At 63.9% G+C, this 24,636-nt stretch carries 20 protein-coding genes; 9 read left to right on the forward strand and 11 right to left on the reverse strand.

Annotated features, from left to right (window positions below; all coding sequences use genetic code 11):
* Nucleotides 1-219 precede the first annotated feature (219 nt).
* From YQ44_RS27785 to YQ44_RS27795, 3 genes are all read right to left on the reverse strand, one after another.
* The gene (locus YQ44_RS27785; protein WP_071326120.1) at nucleotides 220-1,212 is read right to left on the reverse strand and encodes a porin; all 993 of its coding nucleotides are present in this window, start codon (nucleotides 1,210-1,212) and stop codon (nucleotides 220-222) included.
* A 107-nt stretch (nucleotides 1,213-1,319) separates the two neighbouring features.
* The gene (locus YQ44_RS27790) at nucleotides 1,320-2,633 is read right to left on the reverse strand and encodes a dicarboxylate/amino acid:cation symporter (RefSeq protein ID WP_071326121.1); all 1,314 of its coding nucleotides are present in this window, start codon (nucleotides 2,631-2,633) and stop codon (nucleotides 1,320-1,322) included.
* A 509-nt stretch (nucleotides 2,634-3,142) separates the two neighbouring features.
* Nucleotides 3,143-5,488, reverse strand: coding sequence for a catecholate siderophore receptor Fiu (locus YQ44_RS27795; RefSeq protein WP_071326122.1), 2,346 nt, complete (start codon nucleotides 5,486-5,488; stop codon nucleotides 3,143-3,145).
* Nucleotides 5,489-5,781: 293 nt separating this feature from the next.
* Between YQ44_RS27795 and nudC the strand changes: the two genes are divergently transcribed.
* Both nudC and folE read left to right on the forward strand, forming a co-directional pair.
* Nucleotides 5,782-6,621 carry an NAD(+) diphosphatase gene (gene nudC, locus YQ44_RS27800; RefSeq protein WP_083412201.1) on the forward strand — a complete coding sequence of 280 codons (840 nt, stop codon included), beginning with the start codon at nucleotides 5,782-5,784 and terminating at the stop codon, nucleotides 6,619-6,621.
* 75 nt (nucleotides 6,622-6,696) lie between these two features.
* Nucleotides 6,697-7,260 (forward strand): GTP cyclohydrolase I FolE, encoded by a 564-nt coding sequence (gene folE, locus YQ44_RS27805; protein ID WP_071326123.1) that lies wholly within the window; start codon nucleotides 6,697-6,699, stop codon nucleotides 7,258-7,260.
* 45 nt (nucleotides 7,261-7,305) lie between these two features.
* Here the strand turns inward: folE and YQ44_RS27810 are convergent, their stop codons facing one another.
* Nucleotides 7,306-8,124, reverse strand: a complete 819-nt coding sequence (locus tag YQ44_RS27810) for an AraC family transcriptional regulator (RefSeq protein ID WP_071326798.1) — start codon at nucleotides 8,122-8,124, stop codon at nucleotides 7,306-7,308.
* Between the two features lie 197 nt (nucleotides 8,125-8,321).
* Here YQ44_RS27810 and YQ44_RS27815 point away from each other — a divergent pair, with 197 nt between their 5' ends.
* Complete coding sequence (locus tag YQ44_RS27815; protein ID WP_071326124.1) at nucleotides 8,322-8,726, forward strand: hypothetical protein; 405 nt, start codon at nucleotides 8,322-8,324, stop codon at nucleotides 8,724-8,726.
* Between the two features lie 131 nt (nucleotides 8,727-8,857).
* On the opposite strand, the gene YQ44_RS27820 is transcribed toward YQ44_RS27815, so the two are convergent.
* Together YQ44_RS27820 and YQ44_RS27825 are read right to left on the reverse strand one after the other, a co-directional pair.
* Complete coding sequence (locus YQ44_RS27820; protein WP_046683244.1) at nucleotides 8,858-9,223, reverse strand: hypothetical protein; 366 nt, start codon at nucleotides 9,221-9,223, stop codon at nucleotides 8,858-8,860.
* A gap of 73 nt (nucleotides 9,224-9,296) precedes the next feature.
* Nucleotides 9,297-9,725 carry an EamA family transporter gene (locus YQ44_RS27825; RefSeq protein WP_071326125.1) on the reverse strand — a complete coding sequence of 143 codons (429 nt, stop codon included), beginning with the start codon at nucleotides 9,723-9,725 and terminating at the stop codon, nucleotides 9,297-9,299.
* A 274-nt stretch (nucleotides 9,726-9,999) separates the two neighbouring features.
* Between YQ44_RS27825 and YQ44_RS27830 the strand changes: the two genes are divergently transcribed.
* Nucleotides 10,000-11,643 carry a methyl-accepting chemotaxis protein gene (locus tag YQ44_RS27830; RefSeq protein ID WP_071326126.1) on the forward strand — a complete coding sequence of 548 codons (1,644 nt, stop codon included), beginning with the start codon at nucleotides 10,000-10,002 and terminating at the stop codon, nucleotides 11,641-11,643.
* A 4-nt stretch (nucleotides 11,644-11,647) separates the two neighbouring features.
* Here YQ44_RS27830 and YQ44_RS27835 read toward each other — a convergent pair whose 3' ends face one another.
* Nucleotides 11,648-12,073, reverse strand: a complete 426-nt coding sequence (locus tag YQ44_RS27835) for a hypothetical protein (protein ID WP_071326127.1) — start codon at nucleotides 12,071-12,073, stop codon at nucleotides 11,648-11,650.
* Nucleotides 12,074-12,280: 207 nt separating this feature from the next.
* On the opposite strand from YQ44_RS27835, the gene YQ44_RS27840 reads away from it, so the two are divergent.
* From YQ44_RS27840 to YQ44_RS27850, 3 genes are all read left to right on the forward strand, one after another.
* On the forward strand, nucleotides 12,281-12,979 hold the full coding sequence (locus YQ44_RS27840; RefSeq protein WP_071326128.1) for a glutathione binding-like protein: 699 nt from the start codon (nucleotides 12,281-12,283) through the stop codon (nucleotides 12,977-12,979).
* Between the two features lie 67 nt (nucleotides 12,980-13,046).
* The gene (locus YQ44_RS27845; protein ID WP_071326129.1) at nucleotides 13,047-13,757 is read left to right on the forward strand and encodes a heavy metal response regulator transcription factor; all 711 of its coding nucleotides are present in this window, start codon (nucleotides 13,047-13,049) and stop codon (nucleotides 13,755-13,757) included.
* On the forward strand, nucleotides 13,754-15,157 hold the full coding sequence (locus YQ44_RS27850) for a heavy metal sensor histidine kinase (protein WP_071326130.1): 1,404 nt from the start codon (nucleotides 13,754-13,756) through the stop codon (nucleotides 15,155-15,157). Before YQ44_RS27845 ends, YQ44_RS27850 begins: the two co-directional genes overlap by 4 nt.
* Before the next feature lie 129 nt (nucleotides 15,158-15,286).
* Here the strand turns inward: YQ44_RS27850 and YQ44_RS27855 are convergent, their stop codons facing one another.
* From YQ44_RS27855 to YQ44_RS27865, 3 genes are all read right to left on the reverse strand, one after another.
* A complete protein-coding gene (locus YQ44_RS27855) occupies nucleotides 15,287-18,625 on the reverse strand; it encodes a DEAD/DEAH box helicase (protein WP_232251012.1) in 3,339 nt (1,112 codons plus the stop codon).
* A gap of 174 nt (nucleotides 18,626-18,799) precedes the next feature.
* Nucleotides 18,800-20,506, reverse strand: a complete 1,707-nt coding sequence (locus tag YQ44_RS27860) for a methyl-accepting chemotaxis protein (protein ID WP_071326132.1) — start codon at nucleotides 20,504-20,506, stop codon at nucleotides 18,800-18,802.
* 207 nt (nucleotides 20,507-20,713) lie between these two features.
* Nucleotides 20,714-21,604 (reverse strand): LysR family transcriptional regulator, encoded by an 891-nt coding sequence (locus YQ44_RS27865; protein ID WP_071326133.1) that lies wholly within the window; start codon nucleotides 21,602-21,604, stop codon nucleotides 20,714-20,716.
* Between the two features lie 111 nt (nucleotides 21,605-21,715).
* Here YQ44_RS27865 and YQ44_RS27870 point away from each other — a divergent pair, with 111 nt between their 5' ends.
* Both YQ44_RS27870 and YQ44_RS27875 read left to right on the forward strand, forming a co-directional pair.
* Entirely contained in the window at nucleotides 21,716-22,912 is a 1,197-nt protein-coding gene (locus YQ44_RS27870) for a serine hydrolase domain-containing protein (RefSeq protein ID WP_071326134.1), read from the forward strand.
* Nucleotides 22,909-24,102 carry an MFS transporter gene (locus YQ44_RS27875; protein WP_071326135.1) on the forward strand — a complete coding sequence of 398 codons (1,194 nt, stop codon included), beginning with the start codon at nucleotides 22,909-22,911 and terminating at the stop codon, nucleotides 24,100-24,102. The genes YQ44_RS27870 and YQ44_RS27875 overlap by 4 nt, the downstream gene beginning before the upstream one ends.
* Here YQ44_RS27875 and YQ44_RS27880 read toward each other — a convergent pair.
* Complete coding sequence (locus YQ44_RS27880; RefSeq protein WP_071326136.1) at nucleotides 24,073-24,612, reverse strand: DinB family protein; 540 nt, start codon at nucleotides 24,610-24,612, stop codon at nucleotides 24,073-24,075. The two genes, YQ44_RS27875 and YQ44_RS27880, sit on opposite strands and share 30 nt — an antisense overlap.
* Nucleotides 24,613-24,636 lie beyond the last annotated feature (24 nt).

A 24,636-nucleotide genomic window follows, 5' to 3' on the forward strand; every position in this document is an offset into this window, starting at 1 on the left:
TTGCAAGAACCGACAGTATCGCATCTTGATGTGTCTCAACATAAAAAAAGCCGCCGGATGTGCATCCGGCGGCTCACGCTGTTATTTCACGGACCTCTCGACGTCCGACAAAATCGTCGCGAGCGGCAGTGAGTTGTGGCTGAGATACGCAACCGTACTCGAGTACGGTGAGCATCGCCGGCCGCAAAGCGCGCCGCGCAGCAGATTTTGCCGACGTCCTTAGAACGTGTGGCGCATGCCCAAGTTGAAACCGCTGTTGCCGGTGCCATTGTCGGTGGCATTGCCGACGACAAAGGTGGCGCCGTTCTTGTTGCTGATGTGGCCATAACCGGTGTACAGGTCGCTGCGCTTGGACAGGGCGTAGTAGGCGCCGATGGCCCACTGCTGGGCGTCACGGTTCAGGTTGCTCTTGTCGTTGTGACGGATATACGACGCGACCAGCTTGGTGGCGCCGAACGGGGCACTGAAGCCGACCAGGATGTCGTTGCTCTTGCTGTCGTCGAGGGCGCGGTTGTCCGCGTAGCCGAAGTTGCCTTGCAGGACGCCGAAGTCATAGCGCGCGGCCAGCAGGGTGTTGCGCGTTTGCTGTGTCGCCAGCGCATTTTCCTTGCGGTGATGCGTGAGCGTCACGTTCAGCGGGCCATCGATGTAGTGCACGGCGCCGCCCATGCTGCGGTTTTTCGCATTGTCGCCCGCCACTTCGCCGAAACCGTAGGCCAGGTCGGCCGACAGGTGGCTCCAGCTTGGCGTGGTGTATTGCATCATGTTGTCGACGCGGATATTCGTTGCCATCAGGTTCGATGCCGTGCCGGCCAGGCCGATGACGAAGGGGTCGGCCACGTCGCGCAGGGCCAGGTAGTACGGCGAGTACTGGCGGCCCAGGGTGACGGCGCCGGCGCTGCCGGACAGGCCGACATACGCCTGGCGGCCGAACAGCAAGCCGCCCTGGCCCGAGGTGCCGGTATCGATATTGAAACCGCTTTCCAGCACGAAATTGGCGTACATGCCGCCGCCCAGGTCTTCCTTGCCCTTGAAGCCGATGCGCGAGCCGGAGGCGACGCCGGAAGCGACGCGGTTCAGGCGGTCGCCGGCCGCGTCCTTGTCGAACACCAGGCCGGCATCGGCCACGCCATAGATGGTCACGCTCGATTGGGCCAGCGCGCCGCCGGAAGCTGCACCAAGGGCCAGCAGGGTAAACAGGACTTTTTTCATGAGAATCTCTCTAGTAAGGGGGATAACTACTGATCGCACTACCTGACTGCTTGTTACTCAACATTGAAAACAAATAAATGGCCCGCTTGTGGCGGGCCATGGCGCTATCAGGCCTTGCTAGCGTGGTCCGCTTCGCCCCAATGGCTTTCCGTATTCTGGTTGGCCGCGTTGGCGGCCGCCGCTTCTTCTTCCGTGGCCAGGCCACCTTCCCACTTGGCAACGACGGCCGTGGCGACGGCATTGCCGACCGCGTTGGTGGCCGAACGGCCCATGTCGAGGAACTGGTCGACGCCCATCAGCAGCAGCAGGCCCGCTTCCGGAATATTGAACTGGTTCAGGGTAGCGGCAATCACCACCAGCGAGGCGCGCGGCACGCCGGCCATGCCCTTCGAGGTCAGCATCAGCAGCAGCAGCATGGTGATCTGCGTGCCGATCGACAGGTCGATGCCGTAGGCCTGGGCGATGAACAGCACGGCGAAGGTGCAGTACATCATCGAGCCATCGAGGTTGAAGGAGTAGCCCATCGGCAGCACGAAGCTGGAAATCTTGCGGTCCACGCCGAACTGGTCGAGCGCCGTCAGCAGTTTTGGATAGGCCGCTTCCGAGCTGGCCGTCGAGAATGCCAGCAGGAACGGTTCGCGGATCAGGCCGACCAGCTTGAAGACGCGCGGGCCGATGACGAGGAAGCCGGCGGCGATCAGCAGTGCCCACAGGCACATCAGGCCCAGGTAGAAACCGCCCATGAATTTGGCGAACGTGACCAGCACGCCCAGGCCATGGGTGGTGATGACGGACGCCATGGCGGCAAACACGGCCAGCGGGGCCAGGTTCATGATGGTGCCGGTGATGCGCAGCATGACTTGCGCCAGCTGGTCGACGACGGCCGTCAGGGTCTTGCCCGACTCGCCCAGGCCGGCCAGTGCGCCGCCAAAGAAGATGGAAAACACCAGCACTTGCAGGATTTCATTGTTGGCCATGGCCTCGATCGGCGATTTCGGCACCAGATGCGTGAAGAAATCCTTCAAGGTAAAGGCGGCCGTCTTCAAGTTGGTCGAGGCGTGGATATCCGGCAATGGCAAGCCCAGGTTGGTGCCGAGCTGCATCAGGTTCGACAGCACCATGCCCAGCGCCAGCGACACGAGCGAGGCGACGACGAACCAGCACATGGCTTTCAGGCCGATACGGCCCGCCGTCTTGCCGTCGCCCATGTGGGCGATGCCGACCGTCAGCGTGGAGAACACCAGCAGCGCGATGATCATCTTGATCAGGCGCAGGAAGACGTCGGTGACGATGGAGATATTGCCAGCGATCTGGGCGCTGACTTTGGCATCAGGGAAGGCGGTGTTGCATCCATAGCCGACGGCGATGCCGAGGATCATGGCAATCAGGATGTACAGGGTTAATGGCCGTTTCTTTTTCATTTTGACTCCTCCAAATGAAGCGCCGCTGTGAGCGGATTATTGATAGCGAGCAACTCAAGCTTGGAGTCAATATTTCTCAAAAACAAGCCCTTGCATGCTGGCGATTATTTGCAGCAAAACCTGTACATAGCAAAGGATATGCCTGAAATGCTTTTTCGACAGAACCTTTCATAAGTTATTGATTTATAGAACTTATTTAAATTCAAGAATGTTGCTATATTGCCGCACTGCGCGAAATATTGGACGGGGGAGGCGATCGCTGTATGACTTTTCATACGCTAGTCGTGGCAGGGCGCCGTTGCGCGAAAAAGACAAGATTATCAGGACAATAAAAAAGCCCCTCCGAAGAGGGGCTGCTGTCGCGCGCAATACCTGTTCTGTCGACTCAGGTAAGCTGCAATATCTTGCTGCGATTTCCGACTTCTATACGCGGCGCTCTGCGATGTTGCCCGCTGCTGGCAGCGGGCCCCTCGCAGAGCCTCCGCTTGTCATGATTTCACGAACATTACTCAGAACTTGATATTCGCCGTCAGGCTGAACGAACGCGGCTGGCTTGGCGTGTAGCGGAAGCCGGACTTGTTGATGGCCGCCACATAGGTTTTGTCGGCCAGGTTGTAGGCGTTCAGCTGCAGGTCGAGGTTCTTGTTGACCGGATACGTCGCCATGGCGTCGAAGACCCAGTAGGAATCGACGCGTGCCGGTGTGCCGACGGCGCCATCGGTGCCGCGCAGCATTTCACCGACGTAACGGGCACCGCCGCCGATCTTCAGGCCGAACGGCAGGGTGTACGAAGTCCAGCTGGTGAACGCCTGCTTGGGCGTGTAGCTGAGGTTGTTGATGCCGCTGGCCGTGACGACCTTGCCCGACTCGACCTTGGTATTCATGCGCGTATAGCCTGCGCTGACCAGCCAGTTATGCATGATTTCGCCCACCACGCCCAGTTCCAGCCCTTCCACGCGTTTTTTACCGGTCTGGTAATAAATGGTGGGGATGACGGGATCCTGTTCCACTTCATTCTTGACGGTGGTCTGGTAGACGGCGGCCGAGAACGACAGTTTTTGCTTCAGGAAGTCCCACTTGGTGCCGATTTCCTTGGTGAGCGTTTCCTGCGGATCGTAGCTCGGGTTTTGCGCGCTGCTGGCGCCTGTGCTCAGGGCGAAGTTGACGCCCGGTGGCGCTTTCGACGTGGCCAGCAAGGCATACACGCTGCTGTCCGGCGTCGGTTTGTACATGGCCGAGATCTTGCCGTTGGCCAAGGTGTCGCTCAGGGTCAGGTGGGTGGGGATGGGCGTGCCCACTGGCAGCTTTTGCACCTGGCCCTGGGCCACGGCCGTTTGCAGCGTGACGGCGTCATACGTGGTGTTGAAATGGTCGAACCGCACGCCGCCGTTGAACAGCCACTTGTCGCCGAACTTGATGGTGTCGAACACATACAGGCTTTGCGTGTTGACTTCGCCTTCCGTGAAGGCGCCGCTGCGCACGGGGTTGTAGCCGGTGACGGGGTCGCGCGGGTTCGGATGGTACAGGTTCGCTGCCGGCAAGGTGCCCAGGGTGGCTGGCACATAGCTGTAGTTGGTCTGCTTTTCGCTGGTGAACTCGGCGCCGGCCACCAGGGAGTGCTTGAGCACGCCCGTGTCGAATTGCGCGCTGACCACGGTCTGGTTGGTCAAGATCGTGTTTTCCTGGTCCTTCACGGTGCGCAGCGAGCGCGCCAGGGTCCAGGTCGCAGGGTTGTCTTTTACCGCCCCGTTCGTTTCCGTATTCAGGTTGGCGGTATTGGCCATGAAGGCCGTCAGCAGGTAGTCCTGCTTGGTCTTGCCGTAGCGCGTGGTGTTCTGGAGCTGCACGGTCGGCGAGAAATCATGGTCGATGCGCAAGGTGCCCATGTCGGCCTTGACCTTGTCGTAGTCCGAGGTGGAGCCGTAGAAATTCTTTGGATCGACCCTGGCGGCGCTGTTCAGGTAGGTACGGATGACCGGCTTCTCCTTCGTGGCGACGTCCGGCGTCGAATAGCCGGGCAAGCCGATGGTCGGCACGCCGCCGTCGGGCACGTTGTCCTGGTCGACGTGCAAATAGCTGGCCGTGATGCGCGTCGGCTTGCCGATGCCGAAGGTGACGGTGGGGGCGAAGGCCCAGCGCTTGTTCGTGACTTCATCGCGCGCCGGGTTGCCGCTGTCCTGCGTCATCAGGTTCAGGCGCAATGCCGTGCCCGAATCGCTGTCGAGGACGCGGTTCCAGTCGGCCGTGGCGCGTTTCTGCTTGCCGCTGCCGGCCGTCAGCAGGGAATTGAATTTGTTTTCCATGGTGGCCGTCTTGCTGACCAGGTTGATCGAGCCTGTCGGCGAACCGCGGCCGCTGTCCGTGCCCGCCGGGCCCTTCAGCACGTCGATCTGTTCGATGTTGAAGACGTCGCGCGAGATCGAGCCGACGTCGCGCACGCCATCGACATAGATGCTGCCCGACGAATCGAAGCCGCGCATGTAGACGGCGTCGCCCGTGTTCGTGTTGCCGTTTTCACCAAGGAAAAAAGTACCGACGCCCGGCGTGTTGCGCAGCGCTTCCGTCAGGGTCAGCGCGCCTTGCTGTTCGATCAATTCCTTCTTGATCACGACGATGGTTTGCGGCGTGTTGACCAGTTCTTCCGTGTATTTCGGCGACGAGGCTTTTTCGGCCTTGAAATCATTTTCCTTGGAACCCACGACCTTGACTTCGTTCAGGGTTTGCTGCGATGCCGGGACGCTCTGGCCGGCCGGGTCGGCAGCCTGGGCGGCAACGGGCAGCAGCATCACGGCCAGGGCGGCGCCGATATGCTGGTTGAAACGGGATTGGACGTGTTTGCGGCTCTTGATTGCCATCTTGCTCTCTCGATAAGGTCAGGGTAGTGGTTCCTGGCTGGCGCTGCGCACAGTGCTATTGCACGCGGGCAAGTGGCTGGCTGGGGAAACGGGTTGTGTGACATTGTAATAATTGGGCGCTATTTCGTAAATGAGAATCGTTATCAGTCTCGTTTACGCAACGAATTGAATGTGCCAGGAAAAAAACACTGTGATGCCGCATGAATGCTTGCTTTGCTGCCCAGCCGCTGCTATGCGCGCAGGCGTCCGGGAGCGGGAGTATGATGAGCAACCTTTACAAATTTCCGCCAAGCATGCTCCATACTCCCGACGCTTTTGTCCCCCTGATCGATGTGCCCGAACCGGCGCCCGCCGCCGCCGAGACGCTGACGTTTGTCTTTCATCGCGGGCGCGTGCTGCTGCGCACGCCGGAACTGGCCTTGCCGACGCAGGCCGAGGTGGCCGCGCTCGATATCGACCTGAGCCAGGCCCAGCCTGTGGGCGTGTGGCAGGGCCGTTATTGCCAGACCGTCTGGCGCGACGACGATGCCTTGCCCCTCGATGGCGGCGTGGCCTGGCATGGCTTGCGCTCGCTGTTCAATGCCGTCGACGATGGTTTCCTGGGCCTGGCCAGCCGCGCCGCGCAACTGGCCGAATGGGCACGCACGCACCGTTATTGCGGCGTCTGCGCCACGCCCATGCAGCGCGCGCGCGGCGAGCGCTGCTTCCAATGCGCCGCCTGCGGCATGCTCGCGTATCCGCGCATTTCGCCGGCCATGATGGTGCTGATCCGCAAGGGCGAGCAGGTGCTGCTGGCCATGCACAGGCATTCGCCATCGCAGCGTTTCAGCCCGCTGGCCGGTTTCCTGGAAGCGGGCGAATCGATCGAGGAAGCCGTGCACCGCGAAGTGATGGAAGAGGTGGGGCTGCGCGTGCATAACTTGCAGTATTTCATGAGCCAATCGTGGCCATTTCCCCATTCGCTGATGATCGCGTTTACGGCCGATTACCTCGATGGCGACATCCGCCTGGACGAGGACGAGATCGCCGAGGCGCGCTGGTTCGGTCCCGGCGATGCGTGGCCGGAAGCGACGTCCAGCGTATCGATATCCGCGTTGCTGGTGCGGGCCCACCGGCCGCCGGCGCCAGAGTAAAAGCAATGGCTGTCGGGGCAGCCTGTCACATTTTCTATATACTGGCGGCAATTGCAAATTTTAGGGTGTTTTAGCATGTCTCAAGAATTCTCCGAAAACGACTGGCGCCGGCTGATCAGCAGCTTTGGCGAAGACCCGCAGCGTCCTGGCTTGCTGGAAACGCCGGCGCGCGTGACCAAGGCCTGGAAGCACTGGACTTCCGGCTATGGCCAGGATCCGGTCGACTTGCTGAAGGCTTTTGAAGATGGTGCGGAACAGTACAACGAGCTGATCGTCGTGCGCGGCATCCCCGTCTACAGCCATTGCGAACATCACCTGGCGCCGTTCTTCGGCAAGGCCACCATCGGTTACGTGCCGAACGGCAAGATCGTCGGCCTGTCGAAACTGACGCGCCTCGTCGACTGCTTCTCCAAGCGCCTGCAAGTGCAGGAACGCATGACGATGCAGATCGCCAACGCGCTGATGGACGTGCTGGAACCGAAATCGGTGGGTGTGGTCGTACGCTGCCGCCACCTGTGCATGGAAAGCCGCGGCATCCGCACGCCGGGCGAGGAAACCATCACCTCGGCCATGCTGGGCGAGATGCAGCCGAATCTGGCGCTGCGCACGGAATTCCTGGCGTTGGCGCGCGAAACCTGATTTTCGCCGAAGATGCATGAGGAAGGCGGCGCGATGCCGCCTTTTTTATTTCCCTTTTGATTCCCTTTCGGCCAGGTAGCGCGCCGGCGGCTTGCCCACGGCCTTGCGGAACATGGTGACAAAACCGCTGGTGTTTTCATAGCCGAGTTCCAGCGCCACCGCTTTCACGCTGTGTCCCACCGCCAGGCGCTGCAGGGCCACGATGACGTGCAGTTGCCGGCGCCAGCGGCCCACGCTCATGCCGATCTCTTCCAACGCCTGCCGGGTCATGCTGCGCTCGCTCATGCCGATGCGTTTGGCCCACTCGGCCAAGGTGCTCTTGTCGGCCGGCTGCGCCAGCAGCAGGGCGGCCAGGCGGCGCAGGCGCGCATCGCGCGGCATCGGCAGGTGCAAGTCTTCCACGGGGGCGGCCGCCAATTCATCGAGCAGGGTGGCCACCAGGCGTTCCTGCGCGCCATGCAGCGCATACAGGGTGGGAAAGCCGGCCGCCTTGGCGATCAGTTCGCGCAGCAGCGGCGAGACGGCCAGGGTGCAGCAGACGGCGGGCAAGGCGGGCGCCATGGCCGGCTCGACAAACAGGCAATAGCACTCGGCCTCGCCCACGCCCTGTGCCGCATGCATCAGGCCGCCCGGTATCCATACGGCGCACTGGGGCGGCACGATCCATACCCCGCTGTCTACCTCGCAATGGATGACGCCGCGCGTGGCGTACAGCAGCTGTCCCTTGCGGTGCTGGTGCGGCGCCTGCTCCCATTCCTCGCGCACGCTGGCCAGGCCCACGGCCAGCAGCGGACGCAGCACGCCATCGACGTCGAAATCCATGAGGGAAGCGGTGGCGTCAAGGCCCAGCTGGGCGGAGAGCATGCTGGGCAGGAGGGGATGGGGCATGGCAGGGGCTTTGGCTGGATTGAATAATATTGTGGCTATTTTATGCAATGACGTCCGACCGCGCCACCGGTATCGTGTGCTGATCCGCAGCCCCGCTTCAACGGCAACCGCCGCCGCCAGTGTTCTGATGAAGGTAAGGAGGAACGGCAACCCCCATTGAAGGAGTCATCACCATGCAGCTTGATCTATCCACTTTCCCCCTCGTCTGGATGCGCCGCGCGGCAGCGCCCGCCCAGCCCGATATCCTGTTCGCCCAGTTCGACGCGCTGCTGGCGCGCCGGCAAGCATTTGTCATCCTCAGCGAGGAAGGCTTTGACGAGGATGGGCATGAACACCCGCAGGAGGAGCGCAAGCGGGCTGCACTGTGGATGAAGCAGAACAAGGCGGCCATCCGCGCCTACATCCAGGGCATGGTGCTGGTCGAACCGAGCGCGGCCAAGCGTCTGGCCGGCAAGGCCTTCGCCGTGATGTTCGGCAAGTTCTGGGGCTATCCCCTGCATTTCGGCACCAGCCGCGACGACGCGCTCGACATCGCCCAGCATTTGCTCAAGGCGTGGCTGCCGCCAAGGGAGGGCTGACAAACTCAAGAGCACCTGACAAAACCGTAGCGAGCGGCAGTGATTTGTGGCTCAGAAGCGCAACCGTACTTCTAGTACGGTGAGCATCGCAGGCCGCAAAGCGCGCCGCGCAGTAGGTTTGGTCAGGTGTTTTAGTAGCGGTAGTCGTTGATGAAATGCTTGGTGAAGTTGTACTTGCTGCCGCCATCGAGCAAGTCGACCAGGCGCTTCGGCGCCGAGGCCGACATGAAGGCGTCGGCCGCGCCGCCCGTGCTGCGGAATTTCATGCCGGGGCTGAGGATCTGGTTGGCGCCGATTTTCAGGTGCTGGAAGCTCTTCGTCTTCTCGTTGTTGAGGATGAAGTGCAATTCCTGCTTGAAGGTGAGGAAGGGAATCTTCAACCACCAGCCCTCGTCCGTGCCATAGCTGGCGACGCTGGCAAAGTGCGTGTTCTTGTCCGTCAGGGTGGGCTTGCCCAGGCGGTCATTGATGCGTTTCATGGCTTCATTCTTGGTCATGCTGTTCTTTCGTGATTCGATCTATCCGGCGTGCATTCTGACACAGGCGCGCCGCCGCGTGCCGCGTATCGCTTCACAGCAGCAAAATCAGCGAGCCGAGCACGATCAAGCCGCCACCGATGGCCGCCTTCAGGGTGAACGGCTCGCCCAGCACGAGCCAGCCGGCCAGCATCACCAGCGCCACGCTGAGCTTGTCGACGGGCGCCACCAGCGAGACGGGGCCCAGTTGCAGCGCGCGGAAATAGCAGAGCCACGACAGGCCCGTGGCGACCCCCGACGCGATCAGGCACGTCCAGCCCACCCAGTTGCCGCCGCCCGGGCGCTGCCATTCCGAGCGCAGCGAGATGATGGCCGCCGTTACCAGCAGGATGACGCCCGTGCGTATCAGGGTGGCCATGTTGCTGTTCATCTCAGCGACGCCCAGCTTGCCCAGGATGGCCGTCATGGCCGCGAACACGGCCGACAGGATGGCAAAGCCTTGCCAGGTCAAGGTAGTCGACATGCTGCTCCTTGTGCAGTGGGGAAGGTGCTGTGACTGTAGCGGAAAAGAGCGACGGGCGCTTGCCGCAGTTTTATTGCGACGCAACATGTCTTGTCGCATCGCATTAACAACACTGCGCTAAAAATTGCTGTATGGCATTGTAAATATCGGTAGTTCAAGCGTATGCTGGAGTCGTCTGAACGGTGCCGCCAGAGCACCGTCGCCGCCGCATTCCTGGCCGCAGAGCTGGAAGCGGGCACGCCCCCTTCGCCGCACACACAGTTGGAGACACCGCATGAAGAAATTGACGTTCCAGCAGAAGTTATGGATTCCCCTGATTTGCAGCTTGCTGTGCATTACGGTTATTTTTGTGTACAACGCCCTGGAGATCCGCAAGATCCGTATCGAGGAGCGTAGCGCCGACTTGAGCAATGCCGCCGACCTGGGCCTGGGCGCCGTGAAGATGTTCGGCGAGCTGGCCGCCAGCGGTGCGCTGAGCAAGGAAGAGGCGCAGAAGCAGGCCACCGCCGTCATCAAGAGCATGCGTTTCGGCGACACCGGTTATTTGTCCATCATCAACCTCGATGCCGTGGTGGTGATGAATCCCGCCGCGCCGCAAACGAATGGCAAGAACATGTCGGACTTCAAGGATGCCAACGGCACCTATCTGTACCGCGACATCGTCGCCGTCGGCAAGAGCGATGCGGGCAAGGGCTTCGTCCACTATTATTTCCCCCGTCCCGGACAGAAAACCCCGGAACCGAAGATGAGCCGCGTGGTGGCCTACAAGCCGTGGGCCTGGACCCTCGTCGTGGGCGTGTACATGGACGATATCGACGCCGCCTTCCGCCAGTCGCTGCTCACTTCGCTGGGCGTGCTGCTGCTGGTGTGCGCGCTGCTGGCGGCCGTCGTCGTGGTCATCAACCGCAGCCTGCGCCATGCGCTGGGCGGCGACCCGGAATACGCGGCCGAAGTGGCGGAAAAGATCGCCAACAACGACTTGAGCGGCAGCGTGCGCACGCATGCCAGCGACCGCCACAGCGTGCTGTACGCGATGAAGACCATGCAGGCCAACCTGGTCGATGCGATCAGCGAAATCCGCCACAGCGCCGAAACCATCGCCACGGCGTCGAGCGAGATTGCCAGCGGCAATATGGACTTGTCGGCGCGCACGGAAATGCAGGCCAGTTCGCTGGAAGAAACGGCCGCCTCGATGGAGGAGCTGACGTCGACCGTGTCGCAAAACACGGGCAACGCCGTGCAGGCCAATGAGCTGGCGCAGTCGGCCTCGAAAGTGGCGCGCCAGGGCGGCGCCGTGGTGGCGCAAGTGATCGGCACCATGGATACCATCAACGCGTCGTCGCGCAAGATCGTCGACATCATCGGCGTCATCGACGGCATCGCCTTCCAGACGAATATCCTCGCCCTGAACGCGGCCGTGGAAGCGGCGCGCGCCGGCGAGCAGGGGCGCGGCTTCGCCGTCGTTGCTTCGGAAGTGCGCAACCTGGCCCAGCGCTCGGCGAGCGCGGCCAAGGAAATCAAGGAACTGATCGGCGCTTCCGTCGACAGCATCGCGGCCGGCAGCACGCTCGTCGCACAGGCGGGCACGACCATGGATCAGGTGGTGGCCAGCGTCTCGCGCGTGACCGACATCATGGCCGACATCACGGCCGCCTCGCATGAGCAAAGCACGGGCATCGGCCACGTCAACCAGGCGATCACGGAGATGGATAGCGTGACGCAGCAAAATGCGGCCCTCGTGGAAGAGGCGGCGGCTGCGGCGTCCAGCATGCAGGACCAGGCGGCCGTGCTGGCGCAGCTGGTGGCGCGCTTCAAACTGTCGGCGCAGGAACAGGGGACGGCGCCGCGTCTGGCCGCTACTGCCGCCGCGCCGCGCGCCGTGGCGAAAAAGCCGCTGCGCAGCCTGGCGGCGCGCTAAGGTCTTACTGGGCGGGCGCTGCCGCTTGCGGCGCCGGTTCGAATGTCAGCTGGTCATCGACGACCACGAATTGCCCGACCGGCTGGCCCAGGTCGGCTTTCGGGTCGTTTTCCATTTCCGTCAGGCTATTGCAGGTATTCGTTTCCGCCTGCCACAGCTGCTTGCCCATGCGGATATTCCACACGCCTTCGCCGGCCGCAAACAGCTCGACCTTGATGTCGGCGGGCGCGTCCGTCGACAGGGTGTGCAGGCGCTGGCAGTGCGGCAGATTGGTGGCCATCAGCTGCACTTCCACCGTATCTTGCCAAAAGTAACTTTGCTGGCGGCGCACGGTCAGGGAATGGTCGTGGCCATCGAACATATAGATGGCGAAGTCCTGGACACAGCCTGACAGCAGGACGGACAGCATGACGATCAGGAGTTTGCGCATGGTCGGCTTTCGTTGATGGTTCCCAGGAATGGCGAAAAATAATGGCAATGGCGAGAGTGGGCGCTTGCTCTATCGCTCCGGGGCGCGCCCGCCATCTTGTTTTTCGCTGACGTGGCATTATATCCATGCACACCAGTTGCGGCGCGACAATAGCGCGACTATCGTCCTACCGCGCCTGTCCCATCCCACCGACCTGGAAAGACCGCGATGATCGACCTGTATTACTGGACCACGCCCAACGGGCACAAAGTGACGATGTTCCTGGAAGAAGCGGGCATCCCCTACAACATCATTCCCGTGCATATCGGCAAGGGCGAGCAGTTCCAGCCCGAGTTTCTCGCCATCGCGCCGAACAACCGGATTCCCGCCATCGTCGACCAGGCGCCGGCCGATGGCGGCGCGCCGCTGTCGCTGTTCGAGTCGGGCGCCATCCTGCAATACCTGGCCGAGAAAAGCGGGCAATTCCTGCCGGACGACGTGCGCGGCCGCGCCGAGGTCATGCAGTGGCTGTTCTGGCAGATGGGCGGACTGGGACCCATGGCCGGGCAGAACCACCATTTCGTGCAATACGCGCCCGAACCCATCGAGTACGCGATCACGCGCTATGTGAATGAGACGAACCGTCTATATGGCGTGCTGAACAAGCGCCTGGCCGACCGCGCCTTCGTCGCCGGCGACAGCTATTCCATCGCCGACATGGCGATCTATCCGTGGATCGTGCCGCACGCGCGCCAGCGCCAGAACCTGGACGAGTTCCCGCATCTGGCGCGCTGGTTCGCGGCGATTGCGGCCCGCCCGGCCACCGTGCGCGCGTATGCCCGCGCCGCCGAGATCAATGTGCAGCCGACCGTCAGCGGTGACGCGAAAAGCGTGCTGTTCGGCCAGACGGCAAAAACCGTCAGCTGACATTTTTATCATCTTCGCGGCCGGTTGGCGGGCGTAAAATGGGGCATTCCCCCTGACGAAAGCGGCCATGCGCATCCTGGTAATCGAAGACGAACCGAAGACGGGCGACTATCTGCTGCGCGGCTTGGCCGAGTCGGGCTTCACGGTGAGCCTGGCGCGCAACGGCCGCGACGGCCTGCACATGGCCGGCACGCAGGCGCCCGACCTCATCGTGCTTGACGTCATGCTGCCGATCATGGATGGCTGGCAAGTGCTGCGCGCGCTGCGCCTGCAGGAAGGCGGCGCCGACGTGCCCGTGATCTTCCTCACGGCGCGCGACGAGGTGCAGGACCGCGTGAAAGGGCTGGAGCTGGGCGCCGACGATTACCTGGTGAAGCCGTTCGCGTTTGCCGAATTGGTGGCGCGCATCCGCACCCTGCTGCGCCGCGGCCCGCCCCGCGAGGACGAGGTGATCCGCATCGGCGACATGGAAATCGACGTGATGAAGCGCAAGGTCAGCCGGCAGGGCCAGCGCATCACCCTGACGGCCAAGGAATTCGGCCTGCTGCACCTGCTGGCGCGGCGCCAGGGTGAAGTGCTGTCGCGCTCCATCATCGCCGCGCAAGTATGGGACATCCATTTCGAGAGCGACACGAATGTCATCGACGCGGCCATCCGCCGCCTGCGCAGCAAGCTCGACGACCCGTTCGAACCCAAGCTGATCCACACCCTGCGCGGCATGGGGTATGTCTGCGAATTGCGCGCGCCCACGGTTTCTGACAGCGGCGCCGCCCCATGAAGCTGGCGCAGCTACGCCGCTCGCTGACCCTGCGCGTCACGCTCGTGTTCGTGCTCATTGTGGCGCTCGTGTCGGCCGGCCTGGGCATGCATCTGTACCGTTCATTCGTGGCGGAAATCGAGCGCCGCGACGATATTTTATTGCTGGGAAAATTGCGGCAAATCCAGCAGTTGCTGGGCAATGCGGGCACCCTGGACATCATCCGCGAGCGGCCCCAGTATTTTCGCGACACCATGAGTGGGCAAGAGAATTCGCTCGTGCGCATCGTGCGCGCCGATGGCACGCGTTTGATCGATGTCAATCCGTATGGCGAGAACGTCGCGCATGCTGTTCCCGTGGCCGTCGATGCGCCAGTGACGGCCAGCGCGATTGTCAGCTGGACCAGCCGCGACGGCTATCCGGCGCGGGTCGTGGCGGCCAGCGCGCGCATCGGCGATCCGGCGCAGATGGCCGATATTTCCATCGCCAGGGTCTATGGCGACCGCAGCGTCATGTTTGCCGCCTACCGCTGGCAGATCGTCGTGTCGGTAGCCGTCAGCGCGCTGGTGGCGGCCTTGCTGGCGAGCGTGATGCTGTTGCGCGGCTTGCGGCCGCTGCGCAATATCGCCGCCCATGCGGCGCTCGTGCGGCCTGGCAAGCTGGGGCAGCAGCTCGAGGCGCGCGGCGCGCCGACGGAGTTGCTGCCGTTGATCCATGGGCTCAATGCCATGCTGGCGCGGCTGCAGGAAGGGTATGCGCGGCTGTCGCAGTTTTCCGCCGATCTTGCGCATGAATTCCGCACGCCCGTCACCAATCTGCTGGGACAAAGCCAGGTGATGCTGGCCCGTCCGCGCAGCGCGCAGGACTATGAACAGCTGGTGTCGTCGAATGTGGAAGAACTGGAACGGCTGTCGCGCATGATCGACAGCATGCTGTTCCTGGCGCGCGCGCAGCAGGAAGAGGTGGTGCTGGTCAAGCAAGCCTTGCCGGTGCAGGACGAGTTCCTGCGCCTGGCCGATTTCTTTGAAGGCCTGGCCGAGGAGCGGGGGCTGGCGCTGGCTTGCCACGGCAGCGGCACGGTGACGGCGGAGCCGCAACTGCTGCGCCGCGCGCTGGGCAACTTGCTGTCGAACGCGATCCGCCACGCGGCGCCGGGCAGCACGATCTTGCTGCGTTCGCACGCGACGCGCGAGGGCGTGGAGCTGAGCGTGAGCAATCTCGGTCCCGCCATCCCCGCGCGCCACCTGCCACACCTGTTCGAACGCTTTTACCGCGCCGACCCGGCCCGCAGCGATTCGGCCGCTTCCACGGGCCTGGGCCTGGCCATCGTCACGGCCATCATGCAGTTGCATGGCGGCAGCGCGACGGTGGCATCGGATGCGGCGGCCACGACGTTTACCTTGGATTTCCCGCTCCAGTAGTGCAGCGCGCAGGTCGGATGAGGCCAAGGGCCGTCATCCGACGCAGTGTTGGCGGTAGCGCAGATATCGGATTACGCGCAGCGTTGCCGCGCTAATCGGACCTACGCAGGAAGGCATGGCCAGGTGACGTCAACCCATCTCCACCAAGAACTCATGCATGCCCGTATGCGGCAATTGCGCGCAGGCGGGCGCAAAATGCGGCAACTGTCCCCACAGCAAGGGGTTGCCGACGATGTACACATGATGCTGGGCGCGCGTCAGGGCCACGTTGAGCAAATTCGGCGTGGCGGCCGCCCACTGCGCGGCGCCGGCCGTGCTGTCATCGGCGCCGAGGACCAGCATCACCACGCTTTGTTCCTTGCCCTGGAAGGTGTGCACGGTGCCCACCATCTGGCTGCTCCACTGGCGCAGTTCGCGCGCCGTGGGCGCCTTGCCGTAGCCGAGGCGGCGGTCCCAGTCCAGGTCCATGATGCGCGAACGCAATTCGTTGCGCACGGCCTTGAAGGGCGTAATGACATACATCTCGGGCAGCTTGCCGTCGCGGCGATACAGTTTCAGCAGCACTTCCAGCACGAAATCGAGCTGCACGGGCACCACCTGCTTGTAGCTGACGGGACCGGCGGCATCGATCCAGCGGCTGGGACCACGCGTGAGTCCGCGCGCGCCGGCTGGCGGCGTGCGTTCGCTCAAGCCATAGACCATCTTGTCTTCATAGGCGATGCTATTGGCCAGCGAAAACATCGGTTCCACGCAGCGGCGGTGCACGCGCAGTGGGCTGCCTATCCACAACGGCCGTTCGCTGCTGGCTGCCACCGTCACGCCATAGCGGTTGGCGCGGTCGGCCAGGGTTTGCACGGAAACGGAGGTCGGTGCGTAGCTGCCGTCCTGCGTATGCGGCGACAGGGCGGACAAGGTCTGCACCAGGCGGCCCGGCACCGTGAAGATGGGTTCGATCTGCAGCGGGTCGCCGACGACGACGGCACGCTTGGCGCGCCACAGGCTGCCCAGCGCCGCCTGTGGCGGCGCCTGGCCCGCTTCATCGATGAACAGCCAGCCCAGCGATTCGGGACCCATGCCCTGGAACTGACGCGCGAACGAGGCGAACGTCGTCGATACGACGGGCACGACCATGAACAGGCTGTGCCATACCATGGCGATGTGCGACTGCTCATAGGCGCGCTTGTTTTTCAGCAATTTCGACACGGCCAGCAAGTTGCCGCCAAAGCCAGGTCCGCCCTTCTTCGCCACTTCCGCCAGCCATGCTTCATGCAGGGCCAGGGCCTTGGCGAACAGGCGCGAGCGCAAGCGGGCCAGCGCCGGTTCATGCCACAGGCCGCCAATTTGCAGCGCCTCGCCATCGAGCTCCTCCAGGGTAGCGGGCGCGACGATGGTGGGGAAGCGCATGCGCGCGCGGCGCAGCAGTTCCGTGCTGTCGTCCCATTCGCGCTGGCGCGACTGCGCCGTGCGCAGGGCGATATGCAGGCTGTTGCGGGCGCGCTCGCAGCGCGGCTCCAGTTCGCCTTTCAGCAGCAGCTTGATGGCGGAGACGTCGCGCGCGGCCTGGCGCTGCGCCTCGGCGTTGGCGACGACGGCCTCCTTGTAGGCGCGCGCCGGTGCCGTACGGAACAAGCGGGCGAAAAAGCCCGGCTGCGTCAGGGCCACCAGGCGTTCCTCTTCCAGCAATTCCTTCTTGCTGGCGAGCAAGGTGTCCTGCTGCGCCAGCGCGGTGGCCAGGGCGCCATTCGCCCCATCCATCTCTTGCTCTGCCGCAATCAGCGCCTGCTGGCTGCTGTCGATGAATTGCGCTTCCGTGCACGTGCCCACGGCTTGCCACAGGGCCGCGTACTGGGCGTGCTCGGCCAGTGCCTTTTCCACCACGTGTTCCGTCTCGCGAAATTCGCGCGCCGCCTGGGCGAAGCTGACGCCCTGGTAGCTGGCCAGCCACTGGCGGATATTCTGCGCGTTCGGCGTCTTGCGCGGCGTATTCTTGTCCCAGTCGTCGTCATAGAAATTGCTGACGAAGCGGCGGCGATTCGCGCTATTGCCCAGCGCACACGACATCAAGCCCCACGGCGCTTCTTCCTCGGTCAGGGGGCGATTGGCGCCATTGCCGTCGGCCACGACGCGGCGCGCCACGCTTTCAAAGTAACGCGTGCGCGCCCATTCCTTGCCCAGCTGTTTCGGTTTCGGCAAGTCGCCGGAAATGTTTTCCACGGCCGCATTGTTCGACGAGGCGACGACCATTTCAAAGCCCGTCAGTTCCGGCCGCAAGCGGGCGATGGTGATCGGATCGCGCACGCCTTCGAAGGCCACGGCCACCTTGCCGATGAAGGCGTCGGCGGCGCGGTCCAGGCAGGACAGCACGCTGGCGCGGCGCACGATGTTGTCGGCGAACAATTCGCGCAGCAAGGTCGTCTTGCCGGTGCCCGGCGGGCCGTTGACGGAAAAGATGCCGCGTTCGCTCAAGCCCGTGCGCGCGCCGTGGATGGCGAACTGCTGCATCAGGCTCATGGCGTAGCTGGCGTCTTCCAGCCAGTGGCCGCGGTTCATATTGGCCGGATTGAGCATGGCGGCCAGCGCCTCGCGTCCGGCCGGGCTGTACAGGTCGATGCGCTCGTCCTGCGCCAGCGGCGTCAGGTAGGCGGCCACGGTGGCAGGCAGCTTGCCGCCGCGCAAGGTGCGGATGATGTGCTCGAGGTCATCGAGGTAAAAACTGTTGAGGATATCGATGGACGGCTCCACCGCGTCGCCAAAGTCCAGGGTGCGGTTGGCGCTCGCTTCCGTGGCGTCGAGCGCGTCGCCGGCGGGGCGTTTCTTGCGCGTGCGCACTTGCAGCACGGCCAAGGGCTGGGCGGCGGATGGGTGGAAGTTGGCCCAGTCCATCAGCAGGTCGGCCAGCGCCGCGATGTCCATGCCGGACAGCGGCGACGATACATTGCCCGCCTCGTCCGTGATTTGCTGGGCAGCGCGGCTGGCCGCGAAGTTGCGCAGGCGGTCTTGCAGCGCCAGCTGGCTGTCGCTGAAGGCGTCCAGGCTCAGGCCGGACCAGTCCGGCGTGCGGGCGCGCCCCAGCGCCCACGGCAGCGTGGAAATGGAGACGGGGTCGAACTGCGGCTCGCCCAGCGCATTGAGGCTCAGGCGGGCAAAGCACGAGCGTCCGTTCAGCTCTGTTTTTTCCGTTTCGGCGATATTTTCCGGACCGCCCGAAGGCGGACAGGCCTTGTTGATTTCCGCCTTGTCGAACACGCCGAGGAAGAGCTGGAAACCGTCGATTTCGCGGTCGGACGGCACTTGCCATTGCGTGGCGAACTGCGGCGGCAACTGCGCCAGCTGTTCGCGGTGAAGGAGACGCACGGTGGACTGGTCTTCAACTTCCGTGATTTGATTCAGGTCAAACGGGATAAAGAATTCGATCTTGTGCCAATACTCCAGGATAGCCAGGAGGCGCTGCTGTTCTGCCTGATTCATGATGACCAATATTTTGTAAAGCGAGCGAGGATTGTAAAGCGTATGCGCGGTGCACGTTTTGCACTTTTGCCTATTGCGCGGCCTTTGCCGCAAAAAAAGTGGTATTAGCAGACGAAAAAAAGCCAGGCAGCAACTTCCTGCCTGGCTTTCCCGTAGCGAGGATGTTGCTACTCGTTAAAACTCTTCCCATTCGCTCTCGGCGGCGGCATTGCTGCGGCGCGCTGGCGCGGCCGGGATCGCCTTGCGCGCGGGCGCGGGCCTGGCCGCCGGCGGCGCGATTTTTGCCGCTGCCGCGGCTGTGCGCACAGGGCTGAGTTTGCTTACGCTGGCGACATGGTTGCCCGTTTTAAAGAAGCCCACCACGTGCGCCAGTTCACCCGCCTGTTCCTGCATGCTTTGCGAAGCGGCGGCCGCTTCTTCCACGAGGGCGGCGTTTTGCTGCGTCACTTCATCCATCTGGGCGATGGCCATGTTGATCTGTTCGATGCCTATCGTCTGTTCGTGCGTGGCGGAAGTGATTTCGCCCATGATGTCGGTCACGCGCACGATGCTGTCGACGATGTCGCCCATGGTCTGGCCCGCTTCATTGACGAGGCGCGAACCCGTGTCCACGTTGGCGACGGAAGCGGCGATCAGTTCCTTGATTTCCTTGGCGGCCGAGGCCGACCGGTGCGCCAGGTTGCGCACCTCGGTGGCGACGACGGCGAAGCCACGGCCCTGTTCGCCGGCGCGCGCCGCTTCGACGGCCGCGTTCAAGGCCAGGATGTTGGTCTGGAAGGCGATGCCGTCGATGACGGCGATGATGTCGACGATCTTGCGCGACGACTCGTTGATGGTGCCCATGGTGTCGACCACTTGCGAGACGATGCTGCCGCCGCGCATGGCCACTTCCGACGCGCTTTTCGCCAGCTGGTTGGCCTGGCGCGCATTGTCCGCATTCTGTTTCACGGTCGAGGTCAGTTCTTCCATCGACGACGCCGTTTCTTCCAGCGAACTGGCTTGCTCTTCCGTGCGGGAAGACAGGTCGAGGTTGCCGGCGGCAATTTCGCTCGACGCCGTGGCGATGGCGTCCGTGCCATGGCGCACTTGCGCCACCACGCCCAGCAGGCTGTCGTTCATGGCTTTCAGGGCGCCCAGCAGGCGGCCCGTTTCATCGGTGGAATTGACGACGATGTGCGACGACAGGTCGCCCGAGGCCACGGTTTCGGCCACGGCCACTGCCGCATTGATGGGACGGGTGATCGAGCGCGTGATGATCCAGGCGACAAAGGCGCCCAGCAGCACGGCCACGCTGCCCAGGGTGATCATGAAGGCGCGCGCGCTGACGCTCAGCGCTTCCGCGTCGGCCGCCGCCTGTGCCGCCTGCTCGCCCTCGTACGCGACGAGGCTGTCGAGCGCCGACAGCACGCGTTTCAGGCTGGGCGCCGCCTGCTGCGTCAGCGCGGCGATCGCTTCTTCCGTCTGGCCCGCATTGCGCAGCTCGATGACCTTGTTGTTCAGCGGCGCGCCCGATTTCAGGGCCGCGTCCAGTTCGGCCATCAGCGCCGTTTCCTTGTCCGTCGCAATTTTCTTTTGCAGGGTTTCCTTGGCGGCGCCGTATTTCTTGCGCGCTTCGCCGATCTTCGCCAGTTCCGCCTGCACCAGCGCTTCCGTCGGCGCCACCACGACGCTGGTGATGGCGAGGGTAATGTTGCGCACGTTGTCGCTCATGGTATTGGCCGCCGCCATCTTGACGTTTTTGTCGGCAACGATGTCATGCGTGCGCTCGCTCAGTTGCGCCATCGAATACAGGCCGACGAGCAAGACGGCTACCAGCAAGCCGAGGACGACAGCAAACCCGATCCCGAGCCGGGTGCCGATTTTATAGTGTGTGAGTGACATGATTGCTTTCGTGTTTCTGAAGTAAGAGGAAACGTCGGACAGGCCAAGGCTACGGGTTTATACGTAAGACGGCGAGCCTGTAATTGTTCCTCAAAATTCCACACGGCAATACAAATAATTGTATCAAGTTAGCGAAAAATTAAAGAATTGGCAGCAAATGAAATAAGTTGTCGTGTGGAAACAACGAGCGCGCCGGCTGGCGGCCAGTCAGGCGTCCGGAAAGACGCGGGTGGCGAGGAAATCGATGAAGGCGCGCAGCTTTGGCGTCAGGTGGCGGCTGCTGGGCCACAGGATGCGGAAGGCGCCGTCGTGCTGGCGGTGTGCGCCCAGCACGGCATGCAGGCGGCCCGCGCCGAGTGCCGCGCGCACGGCAAAGTCGGGCAGGGCGGCGATGCCCAGGCCGCTTTCGGCAAAGTGCAGCAGGGTATCGACATTGTTGCAGTTCAGCAGCACCGGCAAGCCGGCCGCGTGCAGGGCCGGCCATTCGGCCAGGGGCCAGGCCTCGACCTTGCCGCTGCTGGGAAACTTGTACAGCAGGCACGTGTGACGGGCCAGCTCGGCGGGCACGGCTGGCGTGCCGTGCTGCGCCAGGTAGGCGGGTGCCGCCACCAGTTGCAGCTGGAACTGGCCCAGCTGGCGGCTCATCAGGCGGCTGTCGGCGCTTTCGCCCGCGCGCACGACGGCGTCATAGCCTTCCTCGATCACATCGACCCGGCGGTCGCTGAAATCGAGGTCGAGTTCCACCTGCGGATAGGCGCGCGCGAACGCGGCCAGCACGGGGTTGAGCAGGCTGCCCACCTGCGGCAGGCTGACGCGCAGGCGGCCCCGGGGCGCACTCTTGCTGTTCGACAATTCCTGCTCGGCCGCCTCGATCTCGCCCAGGATGCGCCGGCAGCGTTCGAGAAATACCGTGCCTTCGCTGGTCAGCGCGATGCTGCGCGTGCTGCGGTGAAACAGGCGCACGCCGAGGCGCTCTTCCAGCCGCGCGATGCTCTTGCCGATGGCCGAGGCGGAAATGCCGAGCACGCGGCCCGCCGCCACAAAACTGCGCGTTTCGGCCGCCTGCACGAAGGCCGTGAATCCCGCCAGATTATCCATTTTCACCCTTGATTGCGGATGTCGGAGTCCGCTCAGACAGAAACTATAGCCTGTTTTTCTTTTATCTAGGCCGTCTTACGCTGGAGGCCTGATCATTTGAAAGGCTGCGGTATGACTCCCGACTTCTCTTGCGCGGCGCTGTCCGCCCGTATCGATCCCTTGCTGGATGCCGTGTTGCGCCAGCAGCGCCTGGTGGGCGCCGTGCTGCTGGTGCGCCACCGTGGCCAGGAAATCTACCGGCGCGCCGCCGGCCAGCTGGACCGCGAGGCGGGCACGCCCATGCGCGAGGACGCGCTGTTCCGCCTGGCGTCCGTCAGCAAGCCCATCGTTTCGACGGCCGCGCTGGCGCTGGTGGGGCAGCATCGCCTGGGGCTGGACGACCGGGTGGTGCGCTGGCTGCCGTATTTTGCGCCGCGCCAGCCGGATGGCATGGTGGCGGCGATCACCGTGCGGCACTTGCTCACGCATACGGCAGGGCTCGACTATGGCTTCTTCCAGCCGTCGGGCGGTGCGTATGCGCGGGCGGGCGTCTCGGATGGCATGGATGCGTCCGCTATTTCACTGGAGGAGAACCTGCGCCGCCTGGCCACGCTGCCGCTCGCATATGCGCCGGGCGAACGCTGGGCGTATTCGATCGCCACCGATGTGCTGGGCGCCGTGATCGAGCAGGCGGCCGGCATGCCGCTGGCGCAGGCGGTGGCAGCGCTGGTGACGGCGCCGCTGGCCATGCGCGACACGGCTTTCCATGCCACGGAGCCGGCGCGCCTGGCCGTGGCGTATGCGGACCGCGCGGCGGGAGAAACGCAGCCGCGCCGCTTGCTGGACGCGGGGGAAGAGCATTTGCCGTTTCTCGACGGCATGGCCGGCTTTACCCTGTCGCCGGCGCGCGCCCGCGATGCGCACGCGTATCCATCGGGCGGTGCCGGCATGGTGGGGTCGGCGCCCGACTTCATGCGCCTGCTGGAAACCTTGCGCCAGGGCGGCGCGCCGCTGTTGCCGCCAGAGCTGGCGCGCCAGATGGGAGAAAGCCAGACGGGCGGTTTCGACTTGCCGTTCTGGCCCGGGCGCGGCTTCGGCCTGGGGTTTACGGTGCTCAACGATGCGCAACTGGCCGCCACGCCGGAAGCGGCGGGCAGCTGGCGCATGGGCGGCACGTATGGCCATTCCTGGTTTGTCGACCCGGCCCGTGAATTGTCGGTGGTGGCGTTCACGAACACGGCGCTGGAAGGCATGGCGGGACCGTTTGTCGATGCGCTGTGCCAGGCCATTTATGGCGGCAACGACGCTGGCGTCGGAGCGCTGCGATGACGCGCCCGCATCCGGTCGTCTTTCTCGCACTGGGCCTGTTTGGCGTGTACTGCATCGAGTTTGGCGTCGTCGGCATCTTGCCGATGATCATGCAGCGTTTCGATGTGACGGCGGCGCGCGCGGGGGCGCTGGTGAGCCTGTTCGCGCTGGTGATCGCCGTGGGCGGTCCCTTCCTCGTCCTGCTGGCCACGCGCTGGCGCCGCAAGCGCGTGCTGGTGGTGTCCCTGCTGGTGTTCGCGCTGGCCAGCGTGGCGTCGGCGCATGCGCCGCGTTTCGAGCTGCTGCTGGCGCTGCGCGTGGCGCCGGCCCTGTTCCATCCCGTGTATTTCTCGCTGGCCATGGTAGCCGCCGCCGCCCTGTATCCGCCGCAGCAATCGGCGCGGGCCGGCGCGCATGCATTCACGGGCACCAGCATGGGCATGGTGCTGGGCATCCCGCTGACCACCTGGATCGCCGCGCAATATGGCTATGAGGCATCGTTTCTCGCCTGCGCCCTCGTCAATGCGCTGGCGGCGCTGGGTGTGTTCCTGTTCTTGCCCGAGACGCCGCGGGAAGCGCCGCTGGCGTACGGCCGCCAGCTGGCCGTGCTGCGCAAGCCCGCATTGTGGCTGACGATTGCCGCCGCCGTGCTGGTGTTTGCCGCCATGTTTGCCGTGTATGCGTATGCGGCCGCGTATCTGCAGCAGGTGGCGCTGTTGACGGCGCGCCAGACGGGGCTGGCGCTGGTGGTGTTTGGCGTCGGCGGCGTGGCGGGCAATCTGTGCGCGGGGCGCCAGCTGGGCACGCACGTGCTGCGCACGGTCTTGCTGCAGCCCGTGCTGCTGGGGCTGGCGTACTGCCTGCTGTACCGTTATGCGGGCGCGGACATCGGCTGGCCCGCCTGGATGGTGTTGCTGCTGTTCTGGGGCGCGGCGCACACGAGCGGCCTGATCGTCACGCAAGTGTGGCTGAGCAGCGAAGCGCGCGAGGCGCCCGCGTTCGCCATCGGCGTGTATATCGCCGCCATCAACCTGGGCGTGACGCTGGGGGCACTGGCGGGCGGCGTGGCCATCGCCCGCCACGGCTTGCAGGCGGCGCTCGGCTGCGGCGTGCTGCTCGGCGCGCTGGCGCTGGCATTGATCGCGCTCAAGGCGTGGCTGTATCGCTTGCCCATGCGGCAGCTAGATATGGTTGGGGATGCGAAACAGTAAATCCGTGTCGCCGATGTCCACGCCCGCTTGCGACAGCAGGGTGCTGGCCTGTCCCCGGTGATGCGTCTGGTGGTTGAAGAAATGCATGAGCAGGCTGAAAAATTCGCGCCGGTTCGGTCCCTTGCTGTTGCGGTAATCGAGCAGGTGGTCGAGGTCGGCTTCCGCGATGGAGGCGGCCCAGTCGACGATGAGCTGGTCCAGCCATCGCCGGTGCGCGTGCATGGCGGCAAAATCGTCGGCCGCGAACAGCGGCTGTGTCAGCGAGCTGGGCGGCGTGATGGCGCGGATGGGATCGAGCAGGGGAAAGCCGGCCGGGTGCTGCGCGTAGCGCTGCAGCCACAGGGTGTCGCCCACCATCACGTGGTTCAGGGTCGCCAGCAGGGAACCAAAAAAAGCGCCCCGCTCGCGCTGCAGCTCTGCAGGCGGCAGGCCGGCCGCCGCCGCGTAGACCTTGGCATTCATCCACTGGTTGTAATCGGCCATCAGGCAAATGTGGGCACAACGAGACATGACGGCTCCTTCAAGTGGATGAAA

It is taken from the genome of Janthinobacterium sp. 1_2014MBL_MicDiv, from assembly GCF_001865675.1.
GTDB lineage: Bacteria > Pseudomonadota > Gammaproteobacteria > Burkholderiales > Burkholderiaceae_D > Janthinobacterium.